Origin of the sequence: Streptomyces barringtoniae (genome assembly GCF_020819595.1) — a bacterium.
In the GTDB taxonomy this organism is placed as follows: domain Bacteria; phylum Actinomycetota; class Actinomycetes; order Streptomycetales; family Streptomycetaceae; genus Streptomyces; species Streptomyces barringtoniae.
Genome location: NZ_JAJHNP010000034.1, coordinates 17668 through 33963, shown reverse-complemented (window position 1 = coordinate 33963; position 16296 = coordinate 17668). Strand labels below are relative to the sequence as shown.

At 68.5% G+C, this 16296-nt stretch carries 15 protein-coding genes and 1 pseudogene; 11 read left to right on the top strand and 5 right to left on the bottom strand.

Annotated features, from left to right (window positions below; all coding sequences use genetic code 11):
• Window positions 1-16: 16 nt before the first annotated feature.
• The 6 genes from LMU33_RS38585 (at window position 17) to LMU33_RS38560 (ending at window position 5793) form a co-directional block, all read left to right on the top strand.
• Window positions 17-1243 (top strand): acyl-CoA dehydrogenase family protein, encoded by a 1227-nt coding sequence (locus tag LMU33_RS38585; protein WP_228626412.1) that lies wholly within the window; start codon window positions 17-19, stop codon window positions 1241-1243.
• A gap of 5 nt (window positions 1244-1248) precedes the next feature.
• Window positions 1249-2481 carry a CaiB/BaiF CoA transferase family protein gene (locus tag LMU33_RS38580; RefSeq protein WP_228626410.1) on the top strand — a complete coding sequence of 411 codons (1233 nt, stop codon included), beginning with the start codon at window positions 1249-1251 and terminating at the stop codon, window positions 2479-2481.
• On the top strand, window positions 2478-3260 hold the full coding sequence (locus LMU33_RS38575; protein ID WP_228626408.1) for a crotonase/enoyl-CoA hydratase family protein: 783 nt from the start codon (window positions 2478-2480) through the stop codon (window positions 3258-3260). The genes LMU33_RS38580 and LMU33_RS38575 overlap by 4 nt, the downstream gene beginning before the upstream one ends.
• A gap of 61 nt (window positions 3261-3321) precedes the next feature.
• Entirely contained in the window at window positions 3322-4308 is a 987-nt protein-coding gene (locus tag LMU33_RS38570) for a 3-hydroxyacyl-CoA dehydrogenase NAD-binding domain-containing protein (RefSeq protein WP_228626406.1), read from the top strand.
• A complete protein-coding gene (locus tag LMU33_RS38565; protein WP_228626404.1) occupies window positions 4305-5210 on the top strand; it encodes a 3-hydroxyacyl-CoA dehydrogenase in 906 nt (301 codons plus the stop codon). Before LMU33_RS38570 ends, LMU33_RS38565 begins: the two co-directional genes overlap by 4 nt.
• Window positions 5211-5289: 79 nt before the next feature.
• Window positions 5290-5793 carry a MarR family winged helix-turn-helix transcriptional regulator gene (locus LMU33_RS38560; protein WP_228626402.1) on the top strand — a complete coding sequence of 168 codons (504 nt, stop codon included), beginning with the start codon at window positions 5290-5292 and terminating at the stop codon, window positions 5791-5793.
• A gap of 99 nt (window positions 5794-5892) precedes the next feature.
• Here the strand turns inward: LMU33_RS38560 and LMU33_RS38555 are convergent, their stop codons facing one another.
• The 5 genes from LMU33_RS38555 to LMU33_RS38535 form a co-directional block, all read right to left on the bottom strand.
• Window positions 5893-6423 (bottom strand): MarR family winged helix-turn-helix transcriptional regulator, encoded by a 531-nt coding sequence (locus LMU33_RS38555; RefSeq protein ID WP_228626400.1) that lies wholly within the window; start codon window positions 6421-6423, stop codon window positions 5893-5895.
• A 41-nt stretch (window positions 6424-6464) separates the two neighbouring features.
• The gene (locus LMU33_RS38550) at window positions 6465-6959 is read right to left on the bottom strand and encodes a DoxX family protein (RefSeq protein WP_228626398.1); all 495 of its coding nucleotides are present in this window, start codon (window positions 6957-6959) and stop codon (window positions 6465-6467) included.
• Window positions 6960-7011: 52 nt separating this feature from the next.
• Window positions 7012-8901, bottom strand: coding sequence for an amidohydrolase (locus LMU33_RS38545; RefSeq protein WP_228626396.1), 1890 nt, complete (start codon window positions 8899-8901; stop codon window positions 7012-7014).
• A gap of 99 nt (window positions 8902-9000) precedes the next feature.
• Window positions 9001-9687 carry a YoaK family protein gene (locus LMU33_RS38540; protein WP_372478141.1) on the bottom strand — a complete coding sequence of 229 codons (687 nt, stop codon included), beginning with the start codon at window positions 9685-9687 and terminating at the stop codon, window positions 9001-9003.
• Window positions 9688-9908: 221 nt separating this feature from the next.
• A complete protein-coding gene (locus LMU33_RS38535) occupies window positions 9909-10571 on the bottom strand; it encodes a hydrolase (protein ID WP_228626459.1) in 663 nt (220 codons plus the stop codon).
• 884 nt (window positions 10572-11455) lie between these two features.
• On the opposite strand from LMU33_RS38535, the gene LMU33_RS38530 reads away from it, so the two are divergent.
• The 5 genes and pseudogenes from LMU33_RS38530 to LMU33_RS38510 all read left to right on the top strand — a co-directional run bounded on the left by LMU33_RS38530 (window position 11456) and on the right by LMU33_RS38510 (window position 16210).
• A complete protein-coding gene (locus tag LMU33_RS38530; RefSeq protein ID WP_228626394.1) occupies window positions 11456-11953 on the top strand; it encodes a Fur family transcriptional regulator in 498 nt (165 codons plus the stop codon).
• 402 nt (window positions 11954-12355) lie between these two features.
• Window positions 12356-14227, top strand: a complete 1872-nt coding sequence (locus LMU33_RS38525) for an ATP-binding SpoIIE family protein phosphatase (protein ID WP_228626392.1) — start codon at window positions 12356-12358, stop codon at window positions 14225-14227.
• A 135-nt stretch (window positions 14228-14362) separates the two neighbouring features.
• Complete coding sequence (locus tag LMU33_RS38520; RefSeq protein WP_228626390.1) at window positions 14363-15433, top strand: PP2C family protein-serine/threonine phosphatase; 1071 nt, start codon at window positions 14363-14365, stop codon at window positions 15431-15433.
• Window positions 15434-15561: 128 nt separating this feature from the next.
• Window positions 15562-15902 (top strand): annotated as a pseudogene (locus LMU33_RS38515) (catalase); the annotation flags it as partial.
• Window positions 15903-16015: 113 nt separating this feature from the next.
• Window positions 16016-16210: a DUF2180 family protein gene (locus LMU33_RS38510; RefSeq protein ID WP_228626388.1), complete on the top strand. Its 195-nt coding sequence runs from the start codon at window positions 16016-16018 to the stop codon at window positions 16208-16210.
• Window positions 16211-16296: the final 86 nt, after the last annotated feature.

Below are 16296 nucleotides of genomic sequence, written 5' to 3'. Positions count from 1 at the left end.
TTTGAGGGAGACTGCCATGAGCGGTACGACGACCTTGCCGACACCGTCCGGTCCCTACCTGGACGCAGGGCTGCTGCCCGCCGACTTCTACGCCCATGAGGAACTGCTGTCGGAGAAGGAACGGGGGAAGATCGCATCCTTGCGCGAATTCCTGCGCACGCAGGCCGCCCCGCTCGTCGACGACTACTGGGCCCGCGCCGAGTTCCCCTTCCAGCTGGTGGAGGGCTTCGGGAAGCTGGGCTTGATGGAATGGGCCGACCCCGACTCCCCGGAATCAAGGCCGAGCAACCTCTTCTCGGGCTTCACCGCGCTGGAACTCGCACACTTCGACGCGTCCTTGGCGACGTTCTTCGGCGTGCACACAGGTCTGGCCATGGGCACCATCCTCGCCTGCGGCTCCGACGAACAGAAGCGGCGGTGGCTGCCGACGATGAGCCGCTTCGAAAAGATCGGCGCCTTCGGGCTGACCGAGCCGCACGGCGGATCCGACGTGGCGGGCGGCTTGCGGACGACCGCGCGACGTGACGGCGACGGATGGATCCTCGACGGAGCCAAGCGATGGATCGGCAACGCGACGTTCGCCGACCTGGTCGTCATCTGGGCCCGCGATGTCGAAACACAGCATGTGCTGGGATTCGTCGTGGAGAAGGACACCCCCGGGTTCACCGCGACGAAGATCGAGAACAAGATGGCGCTGCGGATCGTGCAGAACGCCGACATCGTGCTCGACGGCTGCCGCGTCCCGGAGTCCAACCGGCTCCAGAACGCGAACTCCTTCAAGGACACCGCCAAGATCCTGCGCCAGACGCGCAGCGGCGTGGCGTGGCAGGCGGTGGGAGTGATGTTCGGCGCCTACGAGATCGCCCTGAGTTACGCGAAGGAGCGCGAGCAGTTCGGTCGCCCCATCGGAGGCTTCCAGCTCGTGCAGGACCTGCTGGTGAAGATGCTCGGCAACGCCACGGCATCCTGCGGGATGGTGACGCGACTGGCCCAGTTGCAGGACGCCGGGGTGTACCGGGACGAGCAGTCCGCGCTGGCGAAGGCCCACTGCACCGTGCGGATGCGCGAGAACGTCGGGTGGGCGCGGGAGCTGATGGCCGGCAACGGGATCGTCCTCGACTACAAGATCGGCCGCTTCGTCGCCGACGCGGAGGCCATCTACTCGTACGAGGGCACACGGGAGATCCAGACCCTCATCGTCGGACGTGCCGTGACCGGCGGCCTGAGCGCCTTCGTGAGGTGACGACCATGACCACCGAATCCGTCTTCACCGGCTTGAAGGTCCTCGACGCGTCGAGCTTCATCGCGGGACCGGCCGCGGCCACCGTACTCTCCGACTTCGGAGCGGACGTCATCAAGATCGAGCCACCGGGCAAGGGGGACCCCCAGCGGCGGCTCAGCTCCGTGCCGCCCAGCCCCCGGGCCGAGGCCAACTACAGCTGGCACCTCGCCAACCGCAACAAGCGGGGCATGGTGCTCGACCTGAAGTCCCCAGCGGCCACCGAGGTCCTCAAGCGGCTCGTCCAGTGGGCCGACGTGGTGATCACCAACTTCCCGCACGGCACGCGCGAGAAGCTGCACCTCGGCTACGAAGAGGTCTCGGGCTGGAACCCGAGAGTCGTCTACGCCGACATCACCGGCTTCGGCGATGCCGGTCCCGACGCCGGACTGCCCGGCTTCGACCTGACCGCCGCCTGGTCGCGCAGCGGGCTGCTGGCCTCCACCCGGGACGCGGGAGCACCGCCGACGGTGCCGGTCTGGGGCAGCGGCGACTACATGTCGGCGATCGCGATCTACGCAGCGATCGTGACCGCCCTCTACCGCCGCGAGCGGACAGGACAAGGGGCCAGCGTCGGGACGTCGCTGCTCGCCGCAGGCGTATGGGCGACGGGAACACTCGTGGCCGGCGCGCTCGCCGGCGGCACGCCGTTCGAGCTGCACGATCGCAAGGCACCGGCGAACCCCCTGATCAATCCCTACCGCACCGCGGACGACGAGTGGTTCATGCTGGTCGCCTCACCCCCGCACTGGCCGGGACTCACGCGGGCCATCGGGCATCCCGAGCTCCTCGAGGACCCCCGTTTCACCGGCATCGAGGGCTTCGTCAAGAACTCCGCCGCACTGACGGAACTGCTCGACGCCGAGTTCCGCTCTCGCCCGTTCGCCCACTGGAAGGACGCCCTGACCCGGGAACGCGTCACCTACAGCCTCATCCAGACACCCGAGGACGCAGCGCAGGACCCGCAACTGCGCGCGAACGACATCGTCGTGCCGCTGGCAGGGGTCAGCGGGCTGGAGTACACCATCAACAGTCCGGTCACGGTGCGAGGCGTCGAGAAAGTCCCGGCGAAGCGGGCCCCGGACCTTGGTGAGCACAACGACGGAATCCTCGCCGAGCTGGGATTCGGCCCTGCCGACATCGCCGAGCTGCGCGCCCAGGGAGCGATTCCCGGCCCGACGCAAGCGCAGGCGCCGCAATGAGCACGGCGCCCGAAGCGGCGGCCATGGTGCTGCACGAGCGCCGCGGCGGCGTGCTGACCCTCACCATCAACCGTCCGGCACAGAAGAACGCCGTCGACCACGAGGTCGCGGTACAACTCGCGGCGGCCGTGGATCTGCTCGACGCGGACCCGGAACTCTCGGTCGGCGTCCTCACGGGCGCCGGCGGGGTGTTCAGCGCCGGCATGGACCTGAAAGCCTTCACCAGAGGGGAGTTGCCGGTGCTCCCCGGCCGGGGATTCGGCGGGCTCACCCGCGCGGCGGTACGCAAGCCGCTGATCGCCGCGGTCGAGGGCTGGGCGCTCGGCGGAGGCTTCGAGATGGTACTCGCCTGCGATCTGATCGTCGCCGCGGAGGACGCCCGGTTCGGGCTTCCCGAGACCACCCGCGGTCTCGTGGCGGCAGAGGGCGGACTGGTCCGGCTGCCGCGCCGCCTTCCGTACCACGTCGCCGCGGGCGTACTGCTCACCGGCGAGCCGCTGACCGCCGCGGAAGCCAAGCAGTACGGGCTCGTCAACGAACTGACCCCACCCGGCAGCGCGTTGGCTGTGGCCCGGGAACTGGCGGGGCGCGTCGCGGGGAACGCACCGCTGGCGCTCGCAGCCGTCAAGGAGGTCCTGCGCGAAACCCAGGGCCTGAACGAGAGCGACGCGTTCACACGCCAGGACGAGATCACCAGCGGGCTGGCCAGCAGTGAGGACGCCCGGGAAGGCGCGCGGGCGTTCGCCGAGAAGCGCGCACCCGTCTGGCACGGCCGTTGATACCGGTCACGTCAGCCTCCTACGTCCCCGTATCCCATTCTCTCAGGAGCAGTGACCAGTCATGAACGCGCACAGGCCTGTCCACCGCGTGGCGATCGTCGGGACCGGCACGATCGGTGCGAGCTGGGCGACGCACTATCTCGCGCGCGGCTTCGACGTCACGGCGACCGATCCCGCCCCCACCGCGGAGACGGCTCTGCGGTCGTACGTGGAGGCGGCATGGGACGCGGCCGCCTCGATCGGGCTCGCGCCCGGAGCTTCGCCCGACCGGCTCAGCTTCACCGCCGACCTGCGTCAGGCCGTCGCGGACGCCGACTTCGTGCAGGAGAACGCACCGGAGCGGCCGGAGCTCAAGGTGAAGCTGTTCGCCGACATCGACGAGGCCACGCCGCCGGACGCGATTCTCGCGTCGAGTTCATCGGGCATCACGATGAGCGTCATCCAGGCCGAGTGCCGGCGCCCGGAGCGGACCGTCATCGGGCATCCCTTCAACCCGCCGCACATCATCCCACTGGTCGAGGTCGTCGGCGGCACGAGGACCGATCCGGACACGGTCCGGGACGTCATGGCGTTCTACGCCGCGATCGGCAAGAAGCCGGTCCACCTCAAGAAGGAACTTCCCGGGCACGTCGCCAACCGCATCCAGGTCGCCCTGTACCGCGAGGTGGTGTACCTGGTCCAGGAGGGCGTGCTCGACGTGGCCGACTCCGACGACGCGGTGTCCTGGGGCCCGGGGCTCAGATGGGGTGTCATGGGACCTCATCTGCTGTGGCATCTGGGCGGAGGCGAGGGCGGCATCCAGCACTTCATGGAGACGCTCATGCCGCGGATGGTGGCGTCCTGGCAGGACCTGGGCACCCCGGAGTTCACACCCGAGCTCCAGCAGACGATCGTGGCCGGTGTCCTCGATGAGGCGAGCGGCCACTCGGTCGACGAGCTGGCCGACCGGCGCGACGCGATGCTCTCGGCCCTGCTGGCCGTGCGCGCCCGGCATGACTCCTCCGCCCCGGGGTCCACAGCCGACCCCGTGACAGAGGAGGGGGCATGACGCAGCGGCAGGAAAGGCTTTTCGTACTCGAAGCCAGCGGTGGCGGCCGGCTGTTCTGCGTGCGTCCCGACGGCTCGGGCAAGACGGTCCTTGTCACCGGGTGCAGGGTTCCTGACGGGGTGGCGGTCGATGTGGCGGCCGGGCACATCTACTGGACGAACATGGGTGTGCCGGAGGAGAACGACGGCTCGATCGAGCGTGTGGACCTGGACGGAGGCAACCGGACGACGATCGTGCCGAGCGGCGTCACGCACACCCCGAAGCAGCTCCACTTCGAGCCAGTGGGCCGGAAGCTGTACTGGGGTGATCGTGAGGGCATGCGCGTGATGCGCTGCGAACTCGACGGCTCGAACGTCGAGACACTCGTGCAGACGGGACAGGGAGCCGACGACCGCCAGGACGAGAGAAGGTGGTGCGTGGGAGTCGCCGTCGACCCGGCCGGCGGACATCTCTACTGGTCCCAGAAGGGCCCGAGCGACGCGGGGGAGGGGAAGATCCTGCGGGCCGGAATCGACCTTCCCGAGGGGCAGAGCGCGGCCGAACGCAGCGACATCGAAGTGCTCTTCGAAGGGCTGCCGGAGCCGATCGACCTCGAACTCGATCACGCGCAGCGCCTGTTGTACTGGACGGACCGCGGCGACCCGCCCCGGGGCAACACCGTGAACCGCGCACCCATGCACCCGCCGAACGCAGTACGTTCGCCCGAGATCCTCCTCACCCACCTGATGGAAGGCATCGGCATCACCCTCGACCCGGAGGGCGGCCGTATGTACGTGACCGACCTGGGCGGCAGCATCTACACCGCCGGCCTCGACGGATCGGACCGCAAGGAGATCCTCGTCGCACAGGGCAACCTCACCGGAATCGCCCATGCCGTGCTGGTGACCGGTAAAGGCGTCTGACCAAGTGCGTACGTCACACTTCCCATTTGGTTCAACATTAAATTACACTGAGGGGTGTCGCGAAATTCAAGGAGTCCTTGTGGAGAGCATTGAATCGGCCGACGTTGACGCGCAGCACTCTGTGCGCGTCTTCAGTAGTGCGGCACGGTGGCTGACTGAGCAGGTCGGGCAGGAAATTCGACGTGAGACCGGCATGTGGCAGATCCACTACGAGATGCTCTCTTGGCTGGCGGAAGCTCCTGAGGGGCAATTGGGCCTGACCAAGTTGGCCCGGCGGATGGGCATATCGACCAGCAGACTCTCCCATCTGGTGGATCGCACACGGGAGCACGGCTGGGTGGTGCGCGTTCCGGATCCCGTCAGCCGCCGCATCGTCATGGCGCGGCTGACCGGTGCGGGAAGAGATGCCTTGCGGGCCGCAGCTCCCCTCCAGCTCGCCTGCGTGCGCTCTCATTTCGTCGACCGTCTCACGCCTGCCCAGGTTGAGCAATTGCGCGAGATCAGTGAGGCACTTATCGGGCCGGTCGACCACCACGACGAAGGCGTCGGTGTGAATTCGGAATGCACGGAACGGTCGGCCTGACGTCGCCTTCCTCCACCGCAACTCGGTAATTGCGCTTCACCCATGAGGAAGTGCATTCGCAGACGACGTTTCTGTCCTCGGACGTCCCGCGTGCCGACGTCACTTCCCGGGATCGTCATTGGCGTCGCGCACCGCGCGCATGGCATCGGCGAGCTTGCCCAACCCGTCGCGGCCGAGAGGGGCGAGGACTCGATCGCGCAGAATCCCCGTAACCGCCTCGGAGACGGCCCGGGCTGTGTCCTTGCCCAGGTCCGTCAGTTCGAGGTAGATGAGGCGCCGGTCTTCCTCACAGGTCATACGCCGGGTCAGACCTGCCGCACAGAGCCGGTCGGCAAGCTTGGTGAACCCGCCACTGGACATGCGTGTCTCGTGTGCCAGGCGTGTCATCGGCATCCGGTTCTTGGGCGCGGTGAGCAAGCGCACCAGAACCTCGGCGGCGCCTTGGCGGAGGTTGAAGCGCTCGGCCAGTTCGCTCGCGAGAGAGTCCTGCGTGGCCTGGAAGCCCTGCATCACCAGCATCCACCCGTCGAGCAGCTCACGGTCGATGCTCTCGCCGCCACTACGGACGTCGCCACTGGCGGAGGGCGGCGTGGGCTCCGCCCTCCGCCGCCCTCTCGTCTCTCTCTCCATGCCAGTCTCAACGCGCCGGCGGCGCAGATGTTCCTGATGACTCAGACGGGCAGTCCCGGCCGTGCCAGGACGGCGCGGGTCGTCAGCCCGCTGAGAATGCCGAGGCCGACGGCCGAGGCCGCCCACCAGGGGGCCCAGGGAAGGAGGCCGATGGCGTGGTCGACCGACCAGCGGCCGGGCCCGGTGAGCGTCAGCACGGCCGGCAGGACGGTCAGGACGAGTGGGTACTCGTACCCGTCGTGCTGCACCCAGAGCCCGTTGCGCCACTTCACCGTGGCCGCGACCGTCATGACTCCCGCCGAGATGGTGGCCGCCAAAGGGGTGAGCGCTCCCGCGCTGAGCAGCAGACCCGCGGTGATCTGTCCGAGGCCCGCGGCGGCCGCAGTGAGCCGGCCGCCACGGAACCCGTCCGCTCGGAACTCCGCAGCTCCACCCTCGATCCCGTGACCTCCCAGGCGGTGGCTGACCTTCTGGATCCCATGCCCGGCGAACAGCAGGCCGACGACCAGCCTCAGGATGAGCAGTCCGGTGTTCATCACACTCTCCTCGTACGTGGTGGGTGGTGCGGTAGAGGTCGGGTGCGGTGCCTCAGAGCACGAAGCAGGTGTCGAAGATCTCGGTCGGAGCCTCCGGCGCGAAGCCGCGCTGGGCGCGCCAGTGCCGGTGCTGCTCGGACTCGGCGACGGCCTGGCCGAGCAGCTCCGCCTGTCGCGCGCCCGAGATACTGGGCTTGACGGTGGCCTGGTAGCCCCCGTAGTGGGCGACCGGACTCCAAGCCGGGCTGATCGCCGGTATCGCCTCGTCCAGACCTTCGTACTCGCCTGCGGCGTACACGATGCGTCCGCCGGTGACGGTCAGGAGGGACTCGATGTGCGGGATGTCCTGCTCCGGGACGGTGAAGAAGTCGTCGGAGAGGACGGCGAGGTCGCCGTAGAAGCCGGGCTTGAGGATGCCCTTGACGTCCTGCTCACCGGTGAGTTTGGCGCCGGCCTGGGTGTACATGGTCAGTGCCGTCTCCCGGCTGACGCGGTTTTCCGGCGGGTAGATCGTCAGGTCGCCGATGGTCCGGCCGGAGACCAGCCAGTGCAGCGCGACCCACGGGTTGTAGGAGGACACCCGGGTGGCGTCCGTGCCGGCGCCGACGGTCAGGCCGCGCTCCAGCATGGCGCGCACCGGGGGTGCGTCTGCTGCGGCAGCGGCGCCGTAGCGGCGTACGAACGCCTCGCCCTGGAAGGACATGCGGTTCTGGACCGACATGGCGCCGCCCAGTGCCGCGACGCGGTCCAGGCTCTCGCCCGAGACGGTCTCCGCGTGGTCGAACAGCCAGCGGTTGCCGGCGGGGAAGAGGCCCTCGGCTGCGAGCTTCTCGAAGACCGCGAGGTCGCGGCGGATCGTCTCGTCGTAGGTGGCGTGCAGCCGGAAGCCCCAGCCGTTCTCCATCAGCAGCCGTACGGCCTTCTCGAAGTCGCCCTCGTAGCCCGCGGCCAGCTCGGGCCTGGGCTCGGTGAAGTTCTCGAAGTCGGCCGCCGACCAAGTCAGGTTCTCTCCGGCGCCGTTGAGCCGGAGCCATGCGTCGCCGTCTCCGGGCTTGACCATGTCGATCCAGCGCTTGAGGTCGTCGATCTCCTGTCCCGGGGTCTGCGGGAAGAGGTGGTAGGCGATGCGCAGCGACAGCTGGCCGGCCTTGGCGAGGTCGATGACGGTGCCGTAGTTGTCGGGGAAGTTCTGGAAGCCGCCGGCCGCGTCGATGGCCGAGGTGAGGCCGAATCGGTTCAGCTCGCGCAGGAAGTGGCGGGTGGAGGTCTTCAGGTCCTCGCCCTGCAGCGTCGGTGCCGCGGCGAGGGTGGAGTACAGGATCAGCGCGCTGGGGGCGGCCAGGAGCATGCCGGTCGGCTCGCCGTCACGGCCGCGCATGAGCTGGCCGCCCTTGGGGTCGGGCGTGGACTTGGTGTAGCCGGCGGCCTTCAGCGCCGCGCGGTTCATCAGGGCGGACTGGTACAGGTGCAGCACGAACACCGGTGTGTCCGGAGCGGCCGCGTTCAGCTCGGCCAGGGTCGGCAGGCGCTTTTCGGCGAACTGGTCGGCCGACCATCCGCCGACCACCCTGACCCACTGCCCCTTGGGGGTGCGGGCGGCCTGCTCGCGCAGCATCGCCAGGGCCTGACGCAGCGTGGGCACACCGTCCCAGCGCAGTTCCAGGACGTAGTTCAGGCCGCCGCGGATCACGTGCAGGTGGGAGTCGTTGAGGCCGGGCACGACCCGGCGGCCCAGCGCGTCGACCACTCGGGTCCGGCCGCTGATCAGTCGGGCGACGTCGTTGTCGTCACCGACCACGGTGACCTTGCCGTCCTTGATGGCGACGGCGCTGGCCTGGGGGTTTGTCGGGTCGCCGGTGTAGAGCCTGGCGTTGCGGATCACGAGGTCGGCGACGTGGTCGTCGCTGACCGGGGGGAGGCCAGCCACGGGCATAGTGGCCATGGAAATCATCTCCGATGAGCAAGCCCCAAAAAACGGGGGATGTGGGGGGTGAAGCGGCCGCTGGGGCCGCGGTGAGGGGGGACTGACAGGCGGCCCGAGTCAGCCCGCGGATCGGCCACGCGGTACGGCCAGGACGGCGGCAGCGGTACCGAATGTGCTCGCCAGCAGAGGCCAGCCGAGCCCCGTCTGCTGCACGAGCACGGCTCCGCCGAACGCGCCTGCCAGCATCGCCAGCACCGAGGCCAGCCGACGGCCGGCACGCGGATTGGTACCGCCTGCCGGAGTCGAGTCGGATGCCAGTCCGGTCAGCGTCAGGGTCAGCACCGTCGTGGTCACGTCCGGAACGGCGAGTTTGCGGACCGTCCCGTTGCGCAGGCCCATGGCCAGCGCGATCAGGGCGATGAGCGCATGGACCGCATGGCTCGCGACAAAGGCGACCGTGGTGGCCGTGGCCAGCAGCACCGTTTCCAGCAGCAGGATGCAGCGCAGCCGGCTCGGCGACGTCCTGTGGCCCATCACGGTTGCCAGACGGCCGGCCGCCCCCGCCCCGAGAAGGAAGGCGGCCAGCGACACCAGCGAGCCGAGCACCGAGAAGCCGGGGACGCCGGCGGCGGCGAAGCCGATGATGACCACGTTGCCGGTCATGTTCGCGGTGAAGACATGGCCCAGCCCCAGATAGCTGACCGCGTCGATGAGCCCGCTCACCGCCGTCGCGGTCATCAGGGCCGGCAGCAGCGGCTCACGACCGCCCGACGCGCCGGGCGCCGAGGAATGATTGAGGTTCACTGTCGTTTCCTTGGGTCACGGCCCATGCCGGGTTCGGATTGCTGGCGCACGCGAACATGGGCCGTCCATGGGCCGGCCGTTCGGTGGCAGGCCCGCTGCTTCTGGGACGCGGGATGACCTCTGCGCCGCTGCATCCCCGGACGGCGGGTACTTCGAGGTCTTGGGCTGCGGGCCGGTGCCGGCCCAGGGGCGGGGCGCCCTCGGGCCGGCGACCCGGCGAATCAGCCCGCGGCGTGGGCGCCGATGACGGACTGGGCGTAGACGACGCCGAGACCGTAGGCGCCGCCGTGCTCCTTGACGATCTCCATGACAGGGAGGTACGTCTCGGCACGGGCCCAGTCGCGCTGCAGCTCGAGCAGGACCTGGATCCAGGTCACCGGCACGGCACCGGCATTGACCATCCGCTCGATGGCGTGCTCGTGAGCCTGCGGGGTGACACCGCCGGAGGCGTCGGCCACGACGTACACCTCGTAGCCCTGTCCGAGCGCGGACAGCACGGGGAGAACGATGCACACCTCGGTCCACAGGCCCGAGATGACGATCTTCCGGCGGCCGGTGGCCTTGATCGCCTCGACGACCGCGTTGTCCTCCCAGGCGTTCATCGTGGTGCGGTCGATGATCTCCTGACCGGGGAAGACCTCGGCCAGCTGGGGCAGGAGCGGGCCGGAGAAGGACTCGGCGGCCACGGTGGTCAGCACCGTCGGCACACCGAACGCCTTGGCCGCCTTCGCCAGTCCGACGGTGGCATTGACGATCGCGGTGCGGTCGCCGCTGGCGGTCCCGAAGAACATCTGCGGCTGGTGGTCGACGAACAGCATCACCGAGTTCTCAGGGGTCAGCAGATCCGGGCTGGGGGCGGCCTTGACATTGGCGATGTTGAACATGATGGGTTCCTCTTGTTCTGAAAGGAGCAGGGACGCGCGTCCTGCGTGCCTGCCGGAGGGCCGGCCGAAGAAGCGGCCGATCCGCGCGAGCAGTCCCTGCGGTCGGTTCTCGGATGCCGGCATTGCGGCCTCCTCGGGTGTCTCGTGAGGACGGGATCCGTCCCCGGGTGGGACGCCCATGTCAATCAATCTTCCGAGCCAGATATTTCGCCGCGAGAGGTTGAATCATGAACTAGTTGGGTGAGGTGTCTCACGTCACCCGCATGCGCTCCCGAGCGTCTCGCTGTCTGACACGTGCGCAGACCGCGGCCGCGTGGGCGCTCGAAGTGCTCGGGATCTGTATGCGTGGATCCCCGGGCCCCCTGGCGTCGCGACGCTGTCGGTCGCGGCAATCGGCTCAGCCGTGTCGCCGTGTCGGCACGCATGCCCTCCCTTTTGACCGGGGCCGCATCACCCGATGGCGTTCCTGCTGCGTGTGCCCGGCCGCTTCGCCGCCGATCGGCCGACCGCATCGAGCCCACCGATCACGCCGACGCGTGCCGGGCTGGGTGTGGCGGCGACGATGGTCGGTCTGCTCTGGCTCGCGGACCTGGCTGTCGTTCTGGGCCGGCCGTGCGGCGGTCCATGTTGCCGGCGCGACAGGCTCGACGGCGATCCCACCGGCCCTGGTGGCCGGGGTCCGGATCCCTGCCGCGTTCACTGAGGGCATCGAGGACCGGCCGGACGCCGCCTTCGGGAACATCAAGGTGGACGTGTGGGACTCTATTGACTTGAGTCGCTCCAGAACTAGGATTGGATACATAAAAGATTCTGGATGAAGCGTGCAAACGACTCCGACGGTGAGTCTGTGCGCTCTGGAGGCAGTGATGGTCAGGAATCGATCGATGCCGACCGGCGCCGGACACTCGGACGCCCGCCATGCCCCGGCAGTAGACGGGGATCGAGCAGAACAGGAGCCGATGGCCCGAGCTGCCACGCGTCTGCGCGACGCGCAGCTTCGGGTGACTGCGCAGCGCATGGCCGTACTCGCCGCTGTCGAGGAGCTGCCCGGGCATCCCGAGGTCGAAGCCATTCGGGCCCGGGCGCAGCAGGTGACGGGTCAACTTTCGCTGCAAGCCACGTACAACGTCCTTCGTGTGCTGACGGAGGCGGGCATGATCCGCTGCACCCAGATCGCGGGCCTGCCGGCGCGGTACGAACCCGAACGCAACGACAATCACCACCACTTCGTGTGCCGCCTCTGCGGCGACATCATCGATGTGGAATGCGTGGTCGGTGCGGCACCCTGCCTTGAGAGCAACCTGCCCGCTTCCTACCGGGTCGACGAAGCTGCAGTCACCTTCTGGGGTACCTGCGAGCGCTGCGCCGCCCAGCGCCGCTGATCGCCTCGCCGACACATGGCCCAGGCGTCGCATGTCCACGAGATGCGGCGACGCCTGGGCCTCCTCTCCAAACCGTGCTTGCGGGCGGCGAATCCTGAACGTCGACGGTCGACCGGATCCCGCCTCGTCGGCTGCGGCTCCCGCTGTCCCACGCCGCCCCGCGCAACTGCCGGACCTCGTCGCTTCCTGGCGCGGACTCGCAGCGATACATAGGCCTCATGCCGGACTCCCCATGGCGGAGTGACGTCCAAACGTCGCTCCGCCATGGTGCAGGCCTGGAGCTGCGCGCTCTTGGCGCCGGTCAGTGCTGGTTTCGTGTGCGGCGTTGCATCGCGGCACGTCGTCTTCATGGTGGGTCCCGAGGGCAATTCCAGTATCTTGTCAAGCTCTTAACTCCCTCCATTGTCTGGAGTCACTCCACAAAGTAGAGTGGAGCTCAAGAAGATCCGGGACCCCAGCACCGCAGAGTTCAGCGGTAGAGGAGGAACGGACCCCAGCAGCACCACTGCGCGGTCACACCTCCACCAGCGGCGCATCGACGGCGTCCATGAGGTGGGTTCGCGCTCGGCGCCTCGCGAACCGGTGTCCATCCAACACAGGACGATCATCGTGGTTACCCGCATCCGCCGAGGGCCGGAGAGTCCCGCCCTCGGCACCAGCACAGACGTCTTCCAGACCGCAGACAGGCTCGCTCATGCCGCGGTGGCCGAACTGGCCGACTTCGTCGCCATCGAGGTGTCGGAGCCGATACTGCACGGCGACGTGTCCATACCCCGCCCTCTGCGCAGTGGCACACCGTTTCGACGTGCCGCCTTCCAGGCCAAGCCGGGAACCAGCGTCAGGCCCGCGTACGCGGTGGGTGAAGTGTCCCGGATCCCGCGTGCGACCCCCTACCGGCAGGCCCTCGTCGATCTGCGCCCTCGCCTCATCGCCCACCTGGTCCGCGACGGGCGGTGGCCGGTGCATGATCCTGCCCGCGCACACCGCATCCGGGAGGCGCGGGCCCACTCCGCCATGGTGATCCCCCTGATCGTCGGGGACGCCGTTCTCGGCCTGGTGGCCCTGTATCGGCGGGCGGAGTCCGCTCCCTTCGACGTGGACGACCTCCAGGCGGCCGTCAGGTTCGCGGACCGGGCCGCGCAGTGTCTGGACGCCGTCCGTGACCGGATCCAGGGACGTGTCCATGCCCAGCTCCTGCAGCGAAAGCTGCTTCCTGAGGCGCTTCCGTCCTTCGGAGCGATCGAGGCTGCGGAAGGGGAGCTTCCGGTGGAGGGCTCAGGAGGCGAGTGGTTCGACATCATCCCGCTGTCCGGTGCACGTGCGGCCCTGGTGGTGGGAGCCGCACGAGGGTGGGGCGTCGATGCCGCGGTCGGCATGAGCCAGTTGAGAGCGATGATCATCACGCTGGCCATGGAGGACCTGGCGCCGGACGAGATACTCGCGCGCCTGGAGGACATGGCGACCCGCCTGGGGGAGCGCCTGATGTCGGGCCGGCTCCCGTCCGATGTGAAGTATGCAGGCGCCAGTTGCCTCTTGGTGGTGTACGACCCCGTCACCGGGCGCTGCACCTCGTCCCGGGCCGGCGGTTCGCAGCTGGTGATCATCCACCCCGACGGTGTTGTCGGCGCGCCGGGCCTGCCCTCCCATCCGGCTCTGGGTACCGATCAGCATCCTTACGAGAGCACCGAGGTCGACGTACCCCCAGGTACCGTCCTGCTCCTCAAGAGCGGTGGCATCGACGATGCCCACCCCGACGGCGACGCGGCCACGGAACACCTCCATGAGGTGGTGAACCGGTCCGGACTCGACGTGCGGAAGATCATCGAGAGCGCCCGTCGCGATGTGGACCCGGGCCATGAGCCGGCCCTGCTCGTGGCCCGTGCACAGGCCTTGGACGCGAAGAACGTCGCAAGTCTGGCCGTACCGTCCGACCCTGCGGCCGTCGCCGCTGCCCGCGCCTGGACCCGCCGGCAGTTGGCGACATGGATGCTCGACGAACTCGCTTCCACCACCGCCTTGATCGTCAGTGAACTCGTGACCAATGCCCTCCGCTACGCGACCGGGCCGACAGAACTGCGCCTGATCAACGACGGTCACACACTCATCTGCGAAGTCTCCGACACCAACGGTGCCGTTCCCCGTCTGCACAAGGCCCGCCCGAGCGACGAGGGCGGCCGCGGCCTGTCCATCGTCTCCGAGCTCACACAGCACCAAGGGACGCGCCTCACCGCTCGCGGCAAGACCGTGTGGACCCAACAGTCCCACTCGACGTGAGGAGCTGAAGACATGGCTGTACAGGCAGAAAGGCCCATCCCGTCCCGCTGGAACAAACTCCCATCGCTCGCCCGGGTGATCCTCCCGAAACGACTTCCTGAGCGAATGCGGGGGAGGAGCAGAGTCTGCGAGTCCATGCTCGCCGCCCCTCTGCTGGTGATCGCGCTGGACACGACCGCGGATCTGCTCACACCCAACCTGCAGTTCAACCGGTTGCTCGGCGTGGCGCCGGCGCTGGCCGCCGCCATGTGGCCCGTGGCCGGCACGCTGGTCGTCGGACTGCTGGCCCTGATAGCCGGCATCGCCCTCGCCGCCACCCACCACGATCTCGCTCAGACACCCAGTGTGTTCACCGTCGTGGCGATCACGGCCATCACGCTGGCCGCTGCATACGCCAGTCGGGTACGGCAGCACCGGGAGCGCACCCTCGCTGCGGTCCGCAGCGTGGCGGAAACCGCACAGCACGCACTGCGGCCCCCGATCCCACGTCACCTCGGGCACGTCGACATCGAGACCATCTACCAGGCCGCTGCCGCGCATGCCCGCATCGGCGGCGACTTCTACGAGGCGCGCCGGACCCCGCACGGCGTACGGCTGATCATCGGCGATGTGCGCGGCAAGGGACTTCCCGCCGTCGAAGCCGCATCCACGATGCTCAACTCCTTCCGGGCGCACGTGCGGGACGCGCTCGATCTGCCGTATCTGGCACACATGTTGGAAGCAAGCATGCACGAACACGTCGAAGAAGCCCTGTCCGAGGACGCGCTCGAGCGCTTCGTCACCATCGTGCTCGTCGAGATCCCCGCAGACGAGCCCATCGCCCGCCTCGTCAACTGCGGACATCCTCCGCCGCTGCTGCTCCACAACGGAGAGGCGCGCGAGGTGGAGCCCAGCGCACCCTCGCCGCCCATCAACATGGCTGCCCTTCTGGGCGACCACTACCAGCTCGACACCATCCCCTTCGGCCTGGGCGACCGCCTGCTGCTCTACACCGACGGCATCAGCGAAAGCCGCGACCTGACCGGCACCTTCTACCCCCTCGCCCAACGCATCCGCAGATGGGCCTCGGCCCCACCCCGCCAACTCCTGCACCACCTCCACCACGACATGAACGCCTACGTTCCCGGCACCCGCGACGACGACGTCGCCGCGCTCGTCGCTCAGCGCGTCAGACCGGGCGAACGGCGACATCATCGCCACGTCTGACACGTTCGCACGGGCCCGGCGGCCGCGGAACCAGGCAGATACACCGACACCGCAAACGAAGCGGAAGGCAGAGGGCAGTCATGTCCGATGCCGGTTTCCTCAACGATCCATGCCAGCGGAGGCACAAGGTGACCACACAAGACGGAGGGCGTCCCCTTCTCACCACCGAGGCCGGTGCGCCTGTCGCGGACAATCAGAACTCCCAGACGGCCGGCCGCTGCTCGTCCAGGATCAGCAACTGTTCGAGAAGCTGGCGCGCTTCAACCGTGAGCGCATCCCGGAGCGGATCGTGCACGCGCGCGGCGCCGGTGCGTACGGCACATTCACCGTCACCGCCGACGTGACGACGTACACCCGGGCTGCGTTCCTCTCGGAGATCGGCAAGCAGACCGAGGTGTTCGTCCGCTTCTCGACGGTGGCGGGCAGCCTCGGCTCGGCGGACGCGGTCCGGGACCCGCGCGGCCGTGCCGACTCCGACTTCGGCAGCCGCCTGGAAGCGGGTGTGAAGGAACGACGCCGATGAGCCGGCGTTCCCGAGCCCACTACCACCGGAATCACCTGAATCCCTCATAGGAGGCAGAAATGACGTGCTACGAGTGCACCCAAGCGGGGCGGGATGACAGCGCCGCCATCGGCATGTGTTCCCTTTGCGGTCTGGCCGTGTGCGCCGACCATGCGACGATCACCCCGGCTCCCGGCAAGCGCGTGATCGGTCTCGTCGTCGTGACGCGCCGCCTTGCCTGCACGACATGTTGCGGGACGCAGACGGCCGCCTGAGAGCCGGCTATCTCCTACGTCGATAACCGTCATCTCGGACTATCTCTCTCCAATGGGAAACAACGGCTGCGTCCGCGCGTTGGCAT